Genomic DNA, 14779 nt, shown 5'->3' with positions numbered 1-14779 from the left:
CCATGAGTAAATCCGTGCTAGTTTCTTTGATCATTCATGTCCTCTTGTTTACCGCGATCGCTTTCTCCAATCGCACGACCTTCAAACCGGTGAAAAAGATCGAGATCTACAAAGTCGGCCTGGCGCCCATGCCCCAGCCCAAGATCCTTAAGACCGACGATGTAAAAGCAGAAGACCTGAAGAGTCCGGTCGAGAAACTGGAAGAAAAAGCAGCGCCATCAAAAGAGGGCGTGCCCAAGAAAAAAGAAGAAGCAAAACCGGCCATGCCCAAAAAGGGCAGTGAAAAAGGCTCGCCGACCGGGTTACCCGATATCAAACCCCAGATCTACACGGGCAGCGGCCGGGGGTTCACATATTCATATTACTTGAACATCCTGCTGAGCAAGATCGGCGATAACTGGCACAATCCTTTTGAAGGCAAGGACGTGGTCATGAAGGCGATCCTGTATTTCGAGGTCGATAAGACCGGAAAGATCTCCAACGTGCGGATCGAGGAAGATTCGGGTGACGACATCTATGATGAATCCGCCATGCGGGCGATCACCCTGACCAAGAAACTGCCGCCCTTGCCCAAGGAATTTTCCGATGATTACCTCAAGGTCCATCTTGAGTTCCTGACCGCCCAGTGAGCGCGAAAGCACTGTTCTTCGGTCTCTTTTTTTCCACCTTATTATTTGCTCAGGAAGTTTTCTTAAGGCTTTCAGATTACGCGGGTGGCAAGAACAACATAGTCATTGAACCCTTCGGCCTGAGCGGATCACCGGATTTCATCTCAAAAGCGAGCACCATCGGCATGGTCATCCGGGATGATCTGGATTATTCGCTGTATTTCGACATATACCCCGACACCTCGTTCTTGCTGGGCGAGCCAAAAAAATCAGGCGTGGTGCTCAAGGCAAAAGGCGTGGAACCGCAATTGACGATCGCGCTGGTCGATTTCGAGTCGCACGAAACGATCCATGAAATGACGTTTGCGTTGACCGGCGAGGTCCGCGCAACTGCCCATCAGGCATCCGACAAGATCATCGAAGTACTGACCGGCGAGAAGGGCATTGCCTCGACAAAGATCGTATTATCCTATGTTAAGGGAAATGGCAAGGAGATCGGCGTGGCCGATTATGACGGTTACAATTTCTCAGCCGTTACGAACAATCACACCTACAACCTGTTCCCGGCCTGGGCGCCCGATGCGGCCAGGATATTGTATTCATCCTACGCCAAAGACCGCCTGAACTTGTACATCTACGATCTGGCGTCGAAAAAAAACAGCCTTATAGCGTCCAATGCCGGGCTCAATTTCGCGCCATGCTGGTCGCCCGATGGCGCGAAAATAGCCCTGACCTTGACCAAGGACGGGAACGCCGAGATCTATCTGCTCGACCTGGGAACAAAAGGGTTGAGCCGTCTGACCAATAACAAGGCGATCGACTGCTCACCGGCATTTTCGCCCAACAGCCGGGAATTGGCTTTTGTGTCCGACCGTTCGGGCAATCCTCAAGTCTACATAATGGATGCGTACGGCAGTAATGTCCGGCGGCTCACGTTCCATGGAAGTTATAATACCTCGCCGGCCTGGTCGCCGAAGGGTGACCTGATCGCGTACGTTTCCCGCGAGGATGACAATACCCAGCAGATCTACGTAACCGATCCCAATGATTTTCTGCCGATAAGACTGACCTATGAACGGAATAATGAGGAACCGGCGTGGTCCCCGAATGGTCTGCATATCGTATTCTCGTCAAACCGGGGCGGAGTATATGAGCTTTTCTCAATGAACTGGGATGGCACCAGACAGCGCCGACTCACGCGTGAAACAGTCGCCCGCTCGCCAGACTGGTCGTCTATTACCGAGTGATAAATACTCAGCTGCGCAGCTATACCATTGATTTTAAACAATTGTTATATTCGTTTACTCGACGCGGTCAATATTCAGCCGAATATAATTCGTATTTACCGGTGATTTTTTTAAAATAAGCCCTGACCGGGGAAGGCTGGATCACGCCGCCGTAAAGCAGGACCTTCTGGCTGTCTACTACCGCAAACACGCGCAACCCCAGGCTGCACGATGCAAAAATTACGCGGGAAGGACCCGTAGAGTCGATCGAGGGTTTAAGGTTGCTCAGGTTGATCTCGATCGATGACGAGTATGAGAACATGTTCTCAATGATCTGCATCAGGCCGTCATAGTTCAGACCTTTCGGGTCATCATAAGAAGCGCTTATGTAGTTAAATGCCAGAGTTTTATTCTTGTGCTCTACCGCCTGTTCGAGAGCCCTGATGTCGCGGGTCAGTTTTTTCTTTTCATTCGGCATCAAGAGGATGATCAGTACGACGGCGATGATAAGTGCGAGCGCGAGTGTCAGATATTTCTTCATTACGAGATTGAAAGCAGCAGGGCGATACCCAGAATGAAGAACAGGACGGCCGTGGCGATTTTGATCAGGGGGATCCTTTTTTCCAGATGACGGGCAATGTTCTTCGTCGAAAAAATAATGGCCGCTGCCGCGATGACCACCAGCGGCACGATGAACGCAAAGTTGTAAAGCAGGAGCGCCCAAAGGGGCTTTAAAGAAGTCCGGGCGTTCGATATCATGAACATTATGGTTGGTAGATAGACCTGGCCGGTGCAGCCGAATTCCAGAAATGAGACAAGAAACCCGGCTGCTGCGGATCCGGCGATTATGCCGCCGGCGCGGGTTTTATCTTTTATGCCGTCATGTATGCGCTGCTTGATGGCGAGGGGCAGCTGGAGGATCATCCTTGAGCGGTCGTTTTTCAGGGCGACGAAAAAATCATAAAGGCTCAAGATTCCAAGAATAATGGCGGCAATTCCGAAAAACAGGAACAGGGAACGGGCGATCGCAGAAAACCGCGCGAGGTATTTCATTAAATTATAGGCACCGATTCCGATGGCAAAATAGCAGGCAAAAACACTGGCAATGAACGACGCGGACATGATCAGGATATCCTTTTGGCGCCGGCCGATAAAGATCAGGTAACTGATAAAGAATACGATCGTAGCGAAGGCGCAGGGATTGATTCCGTCGAGCAGCCCAGCCAACGCAATCCCCAGGAACGAAAAACGGGAGAATCTATCCATAATGCTGTGCGCGCCGGCGATCGTGACGAGCGTGTCGAGCCGGGGACTGCCATTTTTATAACGAACGATAAGCGATTCCAGTTCCGCCGAGTTAAAATCCTTGATCAGATATTGGCCACCGATAAAGACGGCCGGCACGAGCAGACGTTTTTCGTCTGGTATTGAACGCTCGACCGCGAGGGCTTCATACAGCGTTTTACAGGAATCGTCGCGAATATCATACTTATGCACGCGCAACTGCTGTGAATAACGGCTGACCAGCGCCTTGAGAAGGCTCTCGGTGCGGTCGCATTCCGGGCATTCCAGTTGATAAAAGTAGTACAGGTTGATCACCGCGCCCTGGTTATACGACGTGTCGTGTACGACCCCGGCTGTGTCAATAACGGTCGTGTCATGGCCGTGCAAGGCCAGTATTTTAAGCGTCGACCCCAATTTTTTTCTGACCGCGACCGGTCCGTAAAAGGCCGAATCTCCGACAAAGACGACCGGCAAGTCGTCGGTCTTATTGGCGATCCTTTCCTCCATCTTCTCAAGTATCTTTAAATTTTCGAGGATATCGATGTCGTATTTTTTCAATACGAAGGCATATTTCGATTGAAGTTCGGGTATGTCGCTCAGCAGAATGTCCATGCAGTGCCCGCAGCTGGGGCTATAGAAAAAATGGACTGTCGTTTTCGGGGTCTGGCTGAAAAGCGCGATCAGCGCGATAGTTGTTATCGTCATATTCTTAACTTCGTTTAATCCCTATTTGTCATTGCGAGGTCGCTGTGGCGACCGTGGCAATCTCATTATTATCGTTGTTTTTAACCTCTTACCTTCATACCTTCTTACTTTCTTAATAAATTTTGGTAAGCTTTTTCCTAACTTCATACCCTCATAACATCTTGCTTTTAAAGATTTTGTAAGTTTTTTCAAAACCTCTTAACCCCGTAACCTCATAACTTCGTTCTTTAAAATGGGTCATGCAGGATTCGAACCTGCGGCCACCGGATTAAAAATCCGATGCTCTGCCAACTGAGCTAATGACCCGCGGTTGTATTATACGAGAAAACGAAGGAAAGTCAATCCCACCATTGTCATTCCCGCGCATGCGGGAATCCATTGTTTCTGCCTGCCTCGTTAGACTGAAAGTCTAATCGGGGTCATTGCGAGCCCTCCGTTGTCATTCCCGCCCCGTATCGGGTACGGGGTAAACTCCAGCGGGAATCCAGTATTTCTGCAATCGTTGCGCTGTCGTATGCGTCTTCCACACTCCTCTCCCTATTAAATAATTAATTCTAATCGTCCTTCCCGCAGGGAGGGGGTAATCTATCGGCGCAACAGAATGGGGACTAATTTCCAGATTTGATCCTAAATTCAGGGATTTGTCCGACTTATCGATTTCGCAGTATTGCTAGTCCAAGGCAACCAAGAATTCTTCGACTGTTATTCCTGACTTGGTAATTAAGCTTCGCAGCGTGCCACGAGCAACTTCGGGGTGATTTGGAATTGATAAAGTGGCTACGTGTCCTTCTTTTGTCATAATAATATGACTACCTTTTTGGCGAGCTACTTCCCAACCGAATTTTCTAAATGTTCTAACCACTTCACGCGGTTTCAGTATAGGTACTGTGGACATTAAACGTGGACTTCTACTTTACGAGTAGTTACCGTCAGCGGCATTCCTCTTTCCGCCCGCACCTTTAAGCACTCCTTGATCGCATCGCGAATGTTTTTTTCGGCTTCTTTTTCAGTTTTACCCTGACTTACACAGCCGGGAATTGATGGGCACTCAGCTATGAACATTCCGTCTTCGTCACGAAAAACTGTAATAATAAATTTCATAAATCATCCTCCTTGCTTGATTTAACGGCAAAGACATTGAAAGATTCCAAAATGCTTTACTTTCATGCATCAGTATATGTAAAAGTAATCGAGATGTCAACAATGATGCGGATGCTTTGTTTGAACAAAGGCGGGGCGCTGACTTTTGCGTACCGTTTGCACCTAATGGAATTTTATTAAAAAACGGTGCAATCTGCTGGTTTTATCACTACAATCTATCTGCGAAGCACAATAGTTTCTAATTTCGAGGGCTGACCCCATAACCATTCATAAAGATAAAATGATGAAATATTTGAGAAAAATATTCCCCGGCTATATTAAATAATCATTTTTCATATCAGTGATCGACTATCGCAAGATTAACATTATTATAAACATCAGATCTAATGAAATAACGCCGACCAGTTGTAAAAAGCCAACATTTATTAAATCTGCCAGTAATATGTATAAGTTATATAGCGTATTAACGTGCGATAACTTGCGGTAGCCACTATTCGTGTTGATGGACCGACCTTTCGATTTTTCATTTTTCAGAGAATTATTTCGTAAAAAACACTGGATTGATCAACGACTTCGATCCGAATTTCCGCCTTGATCCCTTTCGTATATTCCTTAATATCCTCAGGCCGGACGGTCGTCGCGGTAAACCCGTCCTTACAGACGATAACTCCGTTTTTGGTTTTATCATAATCTATCTCACCCACCAGACCGGCCTTCGCCTGAAGTTCAAACCATTCCAGCCGGAAAGGCCAGAATTCGTCGGTATAGCTGGAAAAAATGGCTGAACCCCCAGGTTTGGTCACCCGGACTGCCTCCCGGATCAGAATCCTGGGATCGACATGGAACGCGGAAATGCCATTTTGAATGCAGATAACCCGGTCAAAGGTCTGATCCGGAAATCCCAGCTGAAGCGCGTTCATCACCAGGAGATGACAATGATTGGTATTCTTTATTACGTTATGTCCGTGCATTATTGATGAATAGGACGTATCAATACCGACGATCAGGTCGGACTGGGCGGCAAGCTGCGGAATGATCCGTCCGTAACCGCATCCCAGTTCAAGAACCCAATCCCCGAGTTGAATTTTCCGGCGGACAAAATCGATTTCCGCTTCCAGATACTGCCGGACCCGGAGCGTCGCGAGTTCATAGCAGCGTCTGAGCCTTTCTGCCGACAGTTTATCAGAATAGTAAGCATCCATTTATTATCGATAGGGATAAATTCCGGTTACGATTTTTTGACGGTAAAGAGAATCCGGTCCGGGGTATTGAAGATGAGCCTGGCTGCTTTCTTTAGATCGCCGCCGGTCTGACAGATCTTCATGGCCTGATTGCTGATCAGGATTTTTAGCTTTTTCGTGTTCCTGGCCGCGGTTACCGATATTATTTTGGTCGGGCGGTCCATGATCCGAAGGTTACCCTTGCCAATGGTCGCGAAAGTCGAGCTTTGCAGACCGTCGATTAGACAGGTATAAGGTTTTTCCAGGCGGGTTCTGACGGTTATAGTCAAATCCATAATGCCTTTTGGGTTGAGACGGTCAACCAGATACTGCCCGAGCTTGTAACCCAAAGCGAGGAACGGCCCATCGTGGCCGTGAAATTGGATCGTCTGTGCGTAGGTAAGGTGTTTTGGTCTCTTATATTTCATGCTTGCCTCCGGGGCATCGATAGTTTATCTGGGATAATCCTTGTGTCAAGGATTCTCTCCAGAATAATGTATACGGTCATCCATTGGGCAACGTCTATCATTGTCTGAGAATTCTATTTAGAAAATGGAACGAAAATTGACCTGCCATACATAAAGCCATTCAGGAATCAGCTGATGATCTTAATAATCGGCTGGACAGAAAGTAACCTCGGATTGATTACAGTAAGAATTGCGAGAGGGTCAGCGGGTATCGAGCCCGAGCTGCGAATAGTATTTCGCGTAGAAGTTGCGGTATTCGCCGGTCTGGGCGCTTTTGATCCATCTGGTGTTCTTCTTGTACCACTCAATGGTCTTTTTCAGACCACTCTCGAACGACGTCGAGGGATGCCAGCTCAGGTGCCGGCGGATTTTGCTCAAAGACAATGAATACCGCCAGTCATGCCCGGGCCGGTCCTGAACAAACGTCATGAGCTTGTCTGGTTTCCCCAGAATGCGGACGATCATTTTTACGACGTACAGATTTTCCAGCTCATTCTCGCCGCCGATATTATAGACCTCGCCGATCTCTCCGGAGTGAAAGACCGAATCGATCGCGCTGCAGTTGTCTTCGACAAAAAGCCAGTCCCGGATATTCATGCCGTCGCCGTAGACAGGGATTTTCTTGTTGGTCAGCGCGTTGATGATGGTCAGCGGTATCAATTTTTCCGGGAACTGGTACGGTCCGTAGTTGTTCGATGAGCGGGTGATGATGACGGGTAAGCGGTGCGTTTTGTAATAGGACATAACCAGCGCATCCGAAGAAGCTTTGCTCGCCGCGTAAGGGCTGGAAGGATCGAGCGGGCTGTCTTCCCGGAAACGGCCGTGGAGGATGGAGCCGTAGACCTCGTCGGTCGATATCTGGACGAAACGCCTTACCTTGTGCTTCAGCGAAAGGTTGAGCAGCACGCTCACGCCGATCACGTTCGTCTTGATAAATGGCGCCGGGCTCAGGATGGACCGGTCGACGTGGGTTTCGGCGGCAAAGTTAATGACCGAGTCAGGATTGAACTTGTCGAACAGCTTTCTCATCATCGAAGCGTTACTGATATCGGCCCGGGCGAATTTATAATTTTTTTTCCTCTCCAGCCCTTTCAGGTTCTCGAGATTGCCGGCGTAGGTCAGCTTGTCGACGTTCAGGATCTTATAATGGGGATACCTTTTGTTGAAATACTTGATGAAATTCGAACCGATGAAACCGCAACCGCCGGTGATCAGTACCTTCATAGTGCTGTAATCCTTCGTCGACCTGACGTCTCCGTATTAAATTCTAATTTCAAAATCCGAAATCCCGCTTCGTGTCGAATACTCAGCATGAGACATAAACAATATCTAAATATAAAATTCAAATTTTCAAAAAACGGATTTTTTTGTTTTGGATTTTGAATTAGAAAAATTTGGATTTGTTTAGAAATTAGAAATTCGGATTTAGAAATTGATGGTCTAGCCATCTTTTCTGTTCCAGTCGTACGGAATGTCGGAATCGTGAGGGTGTTTGCGGTATTCATCGGGTTTTTCATAATCATAGCATTCGGTGACCGTGTTGACGATGATGCATTCCTTGTTGCTGATGCACTTGAAACCATGCCAGATGAGTTTCGGGATGTGGATCAGGACGTGATTGTCATCGCCTGCGAAAAATTCATTGATCACGCCCTTGGTCGGACTTTTGGGCCGGTTGTCGTAGAGCACGATCTTGGCCATGCCTTTGACCACCGTCATGTTATCGTTCTGGAGCTTGTGATAGTGCCAGGCTTTGACCACGCCCGGGTACGCGGTCGTCATGTAGACCTGGCCGAATTTCTCGAACAGTTCATCGTCACGGCGCAAGATCTCCATGAGCCGTCCCCGTTCATCCGGGATCAAGCGCAGGCTTTTAACCGTGACGCCATCAATGATCGATTTCTTTTTCATGTTATTACCTGCCTGATAATATTCCCTTTCTCATGTGTACTCATCACCGCAGTACAATCAACAAGAAACTCAGGATTATGTAAACGGCCATGAAGACAATGAAGCATGTTTTATCCAGGTTCTTTGACAGTCCTTCCCGGTCGGTTGAGAAAAGCCTGAGTGACAGGACCGATTCGGCGATGGAAAGAAAGATGAAAATGAACGCCAGGATGTGCAGCTTGTCCGCCATCGTTATGAGATTTGTATCGGGCAATGCGGAGGCGATCACGTATTCGCTGGCCACGGCGGCGAATATCGCTCCGACCCCGAGCCCGAAGCGCGGGTCAAGGTCAGTGGGTTTTATAAAGAACGTCAAGAAGGCGATCATGGCCGCGATAAAAACCCCAAAGAACAGCTTGAAAAAATAACCGTAGCCTGGCCGCACCACCGCGATGGAATATATGAAACGGGAATAGACGGATTCATTGTTGCTCGGCAGCGAGATATCGCCATAGTTCGTCTGATAAGAATGGCCGACAACGCTGGCGCTGGCGGTGGATACCTTCCAGCCCGGTACTTCCACCTGGGGATTGATGCCGCAATTCCCGGTATCGGGAATGTACGTCAGCTTGAAATCCTCGTTTTCGTTATCCTCGATCTCGATCGTCATGATGTGATCATCAAGGGGGAATTTTGAAATATCCCAGAACTTGGTCATGGTGGCGACGACCCGGCAGCTGGCATACTGGTAACCTTTTATTTCATCCTCGTAAACGCCATTTTTTGAATCCATCCGGCCGTTGACTACCTCAAAACTTTCGACCGGGTTTACGCTGTCCCCGATCCAGCGGAACCAGACATAAAAATCAACCGAGAATTTATTATCCTTGAGGCTCACATCGAAGATCTGGTTAACATAAACACCCACATATACGTCGACCGGTTTCACGGTCTCTTCTCCATCTTCTCCGGAAATAAGCGAAACCGGCAGGAATATGGTCGCGACGATAACAAACAAGATACCTGAGAGCTTCCTGGCAAACACCCTGGTTGCGAAATCCATCGTCTATTCCTTCCTTTACTTCACCAGTTCAATGTTGCTCTGATCGCCCACTATGAATTTATAGGTGCGCGGCGATTGGTCCACCTGGCTGATCTCGACGTTCTTGCCGATGATCGAGCGGTCGATCCTTTTTTCGATATCCTTGATCTTCGCGCCCTCCATGACCACGCTGCATTCGATCTCTGAGTTTTCGATAATGGCATTATTCCCGATCGATGAAAAAGGACCGATGAAGGAATTGATAATGCGCGCTCCCTGGCCTATGATCACCGGTCCCCGGATCACGCTCTTTTCGATCCGGGCGCCTTTTTCGATACGGACGCGTCCGTTGATGACCGAATCAACGCTTACACCCTCGTTGAGAGGTTCGATCGATTCCAGGACCAGGAGGTTCGCTTCAATAATGTCCTCGGGCTTACCCGTGTCCTTCCACCAGCCCTTCACAATGTCGGAAGCGACATTGTATTTGTTCTCCAGAAGCCACTGGATGGCGTCGGTTATTTCCAGTTCATTGCGCAATGACGGTTTAATATTGTCGATCGCCTTATATATGGTGGTATTGAACAAATAGACACCGACGAGAGCATAGTTTGAAGGCGGTTCCTTGGGTTTTTCAATGAGTTTTATCACCTTCCCGTTTTTGTCGATGACTGCGACCCCGAATTGCTGGGGATTAGGCACCTCGGTCAGCAGGATCAAGGCATCAGATTTCATGTTGTTGAATTTAGTGATCAGTTCGGCGAGATCCTGTTTTAGCAGATTATCGCCAAGGTACATGATAAAAGGATCATTGCCTAAAAATTTTTGGGAGATCTTTATGGCGTGCGCCAGGCCCAGCGGCGCCTCCTGGCGGATATAGGTGATCCTGATATTGAAAAGATCGCCATTGCCCAGGGCCGCTTGTACTTCGGCGGCAGTTTCACCCACGACAACGCCAATGTCCTTGATACCGGCCCGGGCCAGGGCTTCAATACCGTAGATGATTATCGGTTTGTTGGCTACCGGTATAAGCTGTTTTGCCCCGGTATATGTTAAAGGCCGCAGACGCGTTCCAAAACCGCCGGCAAGGATGAGGCCTTTCATACCGTGAATTATATTGATTGTTGGAGGAAAGTCAATATTTCATGACTTTCTGAGAACAGCGCCGCCTTCATTATTTGCCCGGCCCTTGAATTGACTTTATGAAATCCGCTAAAGCATCGGTCCATACCCTTAATTTTTTTTCGAATAAAAATTCATAATTTTTTGACGCCAGCGCGGCAAACCTCGGACGCGGCGCGGCAAGGTCGAGTTCCTCGGTTTTTACAGGTCTGATCTCGGTGTTGAACCGCATGAGTTCTTTGGCCCGGAGCATGAAATCGAGCCATGTACCTAGCCCTGAGTTCACGATATGATAAAGGCCATAATGGTCTGATACGATCAGCGACAGGATCGTTCGTGCAAGGTCCGGGATATATGTAAAAGAACCGGTCTGATCGCAAATAACGTCGAGGTACGAGGGCTTTGTCTTTGATTGCAGGAATTTGGAAACGAACGTCTTGGAATTGAACCCAAAGAGCCAGGCGGTACGGATAATAAAGTATTTTTCACAGGTGTCGCGCACGCACTGTTCCCCCAGATATTTTGTCCGGCCGTATTCGTTTATGGGGTTCGCCGTGTCATATTCGCCATAGGCCTGTTCGGCTTTACCGTCAAAGACGAAATTCGTACTTATATATGCGATCTTAGCATCGATCTTGTTTGCTATGATCGCCAGTCCGAGCGTGCCCAGAACATTGATCCGGTATGCCAGATCTTTGGTTTTTTCGCACTCGTCGACGTCGCTTATTGCGGCACAATGGATTATGACGTCAGGCCGGTAAGCCATGACCGATTCATTGACTTTCTTAAAATAAGTAATGTCGAGCTGATTGATGTCCGTGGGCAGGAAATTAACTTTTTCGGCCCTTAGGATGTTCTGCATTTCCTGCCCCAGCGCGCCATCGGCTCCGGTTATGAACACCTTCACGCGTTATTATATGCCTTAAAATCACAGTGTCAACGGGGTTGACACGCGGTCATTATTGGTTAAAATACTGAATGTTAGATATCTTTTTTTCACCAATAAAAGTTTTTGAAAAATTGAAGGAAAAACCGAAATGGATAAAACCCCTGATCATAGTTTTAGTGGTCATTGTGCTTTCAGCCGTAATTACTGTCTTTTTAACCAAGGACACAGCGCTTACCCAACAAGAAGAAGCGATGCGGGAACGCGGTATGTCCGACGAGCAGATCGAACAGGCGAAACAATTTATCGGTGGACCTATCGCGGCGGTATTGGGCGGAGTGTTCGCGGTCATTATAACGGTAGTCATTCTGTTGATATTCAGCCTTTTGATCAACGTGCTGATACCGGTTTTCGGCGGAATGAGTTCATTCAAAACGGTTTTTTCCGTAGTGAGCCATGCCGCGCTGGTTCGCATCCCCAGCACGATCATCAGGATAATCCTTATTTTACTTACGAAATCCCTGTATGTTTCGGCTTCCCTGGCATTGATCGTTCCGGGTATGGACAAAGGTTCATTTGCCTACCGCGTACTTGCCGGTTTTGACGGGTTTGTCATATGGGAAATGGCCCTGGTGGCGCTGGGGATCAGTATAACCAATAATCTATCGAAGAAAAACGCGTTCATCCTTATATTTCTGATCCTCTTAGTATCGATCTTCATCGGTGCCGCCCTTGGAGGCCTGGGCGGCCGTCCAGCCTAGGACAACAAGTTTTTTCAACGTAAATCCGTATGCTACTGATCATATTGCTGACCCAGGTTCAGGTTGATTCGATAACCATGCAGGATGCCATCGAACGCGCATTTATGAACAGCCCTGCTTATTTTGAATCGCAGTTGTCTGTGACAAAAGCGCGGATACAATTCTACCAAAGTCTTTTTAACATCCTTCCTACTCTGTCCGCAACCACGACCATGTCGACCAATGAATTGAACGATGTTGAAACATCTCAATGCACCAATGCCCTGAATGCCACGCTGCCGGTATTCGATCTGGACATCATAAGCTCGATCTTCGTCGCCGGCGGACAGCTTACCGGAAGTAAGATCCAGCACCGATCCGACGTTGCCGGACTGATCCTGCGGATCAAGACCGCTTATTACAATCTCATAAACGGACGGGAACTCGTGCGGTCATCGACGGTCGCGATCGAGCGGGCTCAGAAGAACTATGACCTGGTGAAGACCAAGCTGGATCTTGGTTCAGCGTCCCGGCTGGAAATGCTCCAGGCCGAGGTTTTTCGACTGCGCACACTGCAAGACCAGGCGCGGGCGAAGACCATGGAAGCTACTGCCCGGGAAGAGCTCAAGACGCTGCTGGGCGCCGACCGGATTTACGTGCCCGTGGACTCAATAACCGAACCCGATTCGGTGGTTTTCATGGATATCGATTCCCTGCTTGCCCTGCTGGAAAGGGTGAATTACTCGATCCGGGTCGCAGACCAGGTGCAGCGCATCTCCCGTCTTAACCTGTACGCATCATACCTGTCTTTCATGCCGCGAATATCTTTTTTCTACTCAAAAACCCTCTATGCCGATTCGTTCAAGTTCGATTTTGAGTACTTCAGCGACCGCGCGGCGACGAACTACGGTTTTTCCGTAGCCTTGCCGATCTTTGAACTGAAAGGATTGATCTTCAAGGTCCTGAATGCGCGAGCTGATGCGCGTCAGAAAAGTTACGCCCGGGTCCGGACGATAATGGAAGCTAAAAAATCACTGCGGACCGCATATTTTTCACTGCAAGAATCGTACGACCGTCTGCAGTTTGCTAAAAAAAGCTATGAAGCTACGGATGAGGCGGCAAAGATCGCGGCTGAGCGGTATGCTTTGGGCGCGCTGTCACTGCTCGATTTGTTGACGATCGAGTCCAGCGGATACGATGCACGGGTGACCTATGTTCAATCATTGACCGATTATTACGTGCAAAGGGCGAATTTATCCTATCTGATCGGCGAACAGGAGCGGTGATGCACGTTTGGCCGGGCAGGCAATAATGGTTTTGATAAGGAGCAGCTAATGAATAAAAAGCTACTGATCGTGGTCGGGGCGGTGGTTCTGATCGCGTTGATCGTCGTTTTGAACTTGCGTGGCGCCAGCAAAGGCAAGGAGATCGAGGTGGCGGTCGTCAAGAAAGGCGAGGTTGTTACAAAAGTGTCCGCATCCGGCGAGCTGAAGGCAAAAGCCCAGGTCGATATCGCGGCTGAAATAATCGCCAAGGTCAAGAAATTATATTTCAAGGAAGGCGATTACGTCAAGCAGGGGGACCTGATCATTCAATTTGATGACGTGCAGGCGGCCGCCAATTTCAAGCTGGCGGAGGCGCGGCGTAAACAAGCCGACCAGGATTACAGCCGGATCAAGGTCCTGTATGAAAAAGAGATGATCTCCAAAGGCGAGTACGAGCAGACCCAGCTCGCTTACGGGTCGGCGCAGGCTCAGTACGAGCAAGCCCTGGACACCTATCAGAAGACCAGGATCCACGCGCCCATTTCGGGGCGTATCATGAAGATAAACATCGAGGAGGGAGAAACGGCCGTGATGGGAACGATGAACTACCAGGGAACGGTCCTGGCCACCATCGCCGATCTGTCAAAGATGCTGGCGATCGTGAAGATCGATGAAACAGACGTGCCGTCGGTCGCGGTCGGGCAGGAAGTGGATGTCATGCCGGACGCGCTGCCCGATTCAACTTTTCACGGCAAGGTCGTAAGGGTCGGTCTTATGCCCCTGACCACACAGCTCTCGACCGAAAAGACCACCGACTTTGAAGTTGAGATCGAAATGGCTAACTTCTCGCCGGTCCTGAGACCGGGCATGAACGTGAATGCCAGCATCATCACGCACCACCTAACCGACGTGCTTGTTGTGCCCGTGCAGGTGATCGGAAGCAGGAAGATCAAGGATACGCTGAGCGAAACCGCCTTTGTCATCCATGGCGGCAAGGCTCATTTGGAAAAAGTGAAGATCGGTGTTTCCAGCGACACCGAATCCGAGATCCTGGAAGGGCTGGCCGAAGGCGACACGGTCATAACCGGACCATTTCGCGTTCTGTCAAAACTCAAAGACGGTGACCCGATCAAGGTCCGTTCGTCCGGAGAGCAGGAAAAACAATCGATGAGGACACGTTCAGCGATCAGGTTTGTCCGAAAACACGCATAACGAAAAGCCGG

At 48.9% G+C, this 14779-nt stretch carries 16 protein-coding genes and 1 tRNA gene; 5 read left to right on the top strand and 12 right to left on the bottom strand.

Going from position 1 to position 14779, the window contains the following annotated elements:
* The first annotated feature begins 2 nt into the window (after positions 1 to 2).
* A complete protein-coding gene (locus VF399_08620) occupies positions 3 to 629 on the top strand; it encodes a TonB family protein (GenBank protein HEX7320403.1) in 627 nt (208 codons plus the stop codon).
* A complete protein-coding gene (locus VF399_08615) occupies positions 626 to 1855 on the top strand; it encodes a Tol-Pal system beta propeller repeat protein TolB (protein ID HEX7320402.1) in 1230 nt (409 codons plus the stop codon). The genes VF399_08620 and VF399_08615 overlap by 4 nt, the downstream gene beginning before the upstream one ends.
* A 67-nt stretch (positions 1856 to 1922) precedes the next feature.
* Here VF399_08615 and VF399_08610 read toward each other — a convergent pair whose 3' ends face one another.
* The 12 genes from VF399_08610 to rfbD all read right to left on the bottom strand — a co-directional run bounded on the left by VF399_08610 (position 1923) and on the right by rfbD (position 11572).
* A complete protein-coding gene (locus VF399_08610; GenBank protein ID HEX7320401.1) occupies positions 1923 to 2375 on the bottom strand; it encodes a hypothetical protein in 453 nt (150 codons plus the stop codon).
* Positions 2375 to 3823: a cytochrome c biogenesis protein CcdA gene (locus tag VF399_08605; protein ID HEX7320400.1), complete on the bottom strand. Its 1449-nt coding sequence runs from the start codon at positions 3821 to 3823 to the stop codon at positions 2375 to 2377. Before VF399_08605 ends, VF399_08610 begins: the two co-directional genes overlap by 1 nt.
* 233 nt (positions 3824 to 4056) lie before the next feature.
* Positions 4057 to 4129 (bottom strand) — tRNA-Lys (locus tag VF399_08600).
* A gap of 364 nt (positions 4130 to 4493) precedes the next feature.
* On the bottom strand, positions 4494 to 4718 hold the full coding sequence (locus tag VF399_08595) for a type II toxin-antitoxin system HicA family toxin (GenBank protein HEX7320399.1): 225 nt from the start codon (positions 4716 to 4718) through the stop codon (positions 4494 to 4496).
* Positions 4718 to 4924 (bottom strand): type II toxin-antitoxin system HicB family antitoxin, encoded by a 207-nt coding sequence (locus VF399_08590; protein HEX7320398.1) that lies wholly within the window; start codon positions 4922 to 4924, stop codon positions 4718 to 4720. Before VF399_08590 ends, VF399_08595 begins: the two co-directional genes overlap by 1 nt.
* Before the next feature lie 530 nt (positions 4925 to 5454).
* Complete coding sequence (locus VF399_08585; protein HEX7320397.1) at positions 5455 to 6126, bottom strand: class I SAM-dependent methyltransferase; 672 nt, start codon at positions 6124 to 6126, stop codon at positions 5455 to 5457.
* A 26-nt stretch (positions 6127 to 6152) separates the two neighbouring features.
* Positions 6153 to 6572, bottom strand: coding sequence for a formylmethanofuran dehydrogenase subunit E family protein (locus tag VF399_08580; GenBank protein HEX7320396.1), 420 nt, complete (start codon positions 6570 to 6572; stop codon positions 6153 to 6155).
* 240 nt (positions 6573 to 6812) lie between these two features.
* Positions 6813 to 7835 carry a dTDP-glucose 4,6-dehydratase gene (gene rfbB, locus VF399_08575; protein HEX7320395.1) on the bottom strand — a complete coding sequence of 341 codons (1023 nt, stop codon included), beginning with the start codon at positions 7833 to 7835 and terminating at the stop codon, positions 6813 to 6815.
* 216 nt (positions 7836 to 8051) lie between these two features.
* The gene (locus tag VF399_08570) at positions 8052 to 8522 is read right to left on the bottom strand and encodes a dTDP-4-dehydrorhamnose 3,5-epimerase family protein (protein ID HEX7320394.1); all 471 of its coding nucleotides are present in this window, start codon (positions 8520 to 8522) and stop codon (positions 8052 to 8054) included.
* A 43-nt stretch (positions 8523 to 8565) separates the two neighbouring features.
* Positions 8566 to 9564 (bottom strand): hypothetical protein, encoded by a 999-nt coding sequence (locus tag VF399_08565; protein ID HEX7320393.1) that lies wholly within the window; start codon positions 9562 to 9564, stop codon positions 8566 to 8568.
* A gap of 15 nt (positions 9565 to 9579) precedes the next feature.
* A complete protein-coding gene (locus VF399_08560; protein ID HEX7320392.1) occupies positions 9580 to 10647 on the bottom strand; it encodes a glucose-1-phosphate thymidylyltransferase in 1068 nt (355 codons plus the stop codon).
* A gap of 70 nt (positions 10648 to 10717) precedes the next feature.
* On the bottom strand, positions 10718 to 11572 hold the full coding sequence (rfbD, locus tag VF399_08555; GenBank protein ID HEX7320391.1) for a dTDP-4-dehydrorhamnose reductase: 855 nt from the start codon (positions 11570 to 11572) through the stop codon (positions 10718 to 10720).
* 71 nt (positions 11573 to 11643) lie between these two features.
* Between rfbD and VF399_08550 the strand changes: the two genes are divergently transcribed.
* Genes VF399_08550 through VF399_08540 form a run of 3 tightly spaced genes read left to right on the top strand, consistent with a single transcriptional unit; the run spans position 11644 to position 14768 of the window.
* On the top strand, positions 11644 to 12312 hold the full coding sequence (locus VF399_08550; GenBank protein ID HEX7320390.1) for a YIP1 family protein: 669 nt from the start codon (positions 11644 to 11646) through the stop codon (positions 12310 to 12312).
* Between the two features lie 29 nt (positions 12313 to 12341).
* Positions 12342 to 13577, top strand: a complete 1236-nt coding sequence (locus VF399_08545; GenBank protein ID HEX7320389.1) for a TolC family protein — start codon at positions 12342 to 12344, stop codon at positions 13575 to 13577.
* A 48-nt stretch (positions 13578 to 13625) separates the two neighbouring features.
* Positions 13626 to 14768, top strand: a complete 1143-nt coding sequence (locus VF399_08540; GenBank protein HEX7320388.1) for an efflux RND transporter periplasmic adaptor subunit — start codon at positions 13626 to 13628, stop codon at positions 14766 to 14768.
* The last annotated feature ends 11 nt before the right edge of the window (positions 14769 to 14779 follow it).

The organism is bacterium (genome assembly GCA_036382775.1).
In the GTDB taxonomy this organism is placed as follows: Bacteria; Hydrothermota; Tepidihabitantia; order SM23-42; family JAOAFX01; genus DASVHD01.
Note: the sequence above shows the minus strand (reverse complement) of the source record. Positions and strands in the feature narration are given on the sequence as shown.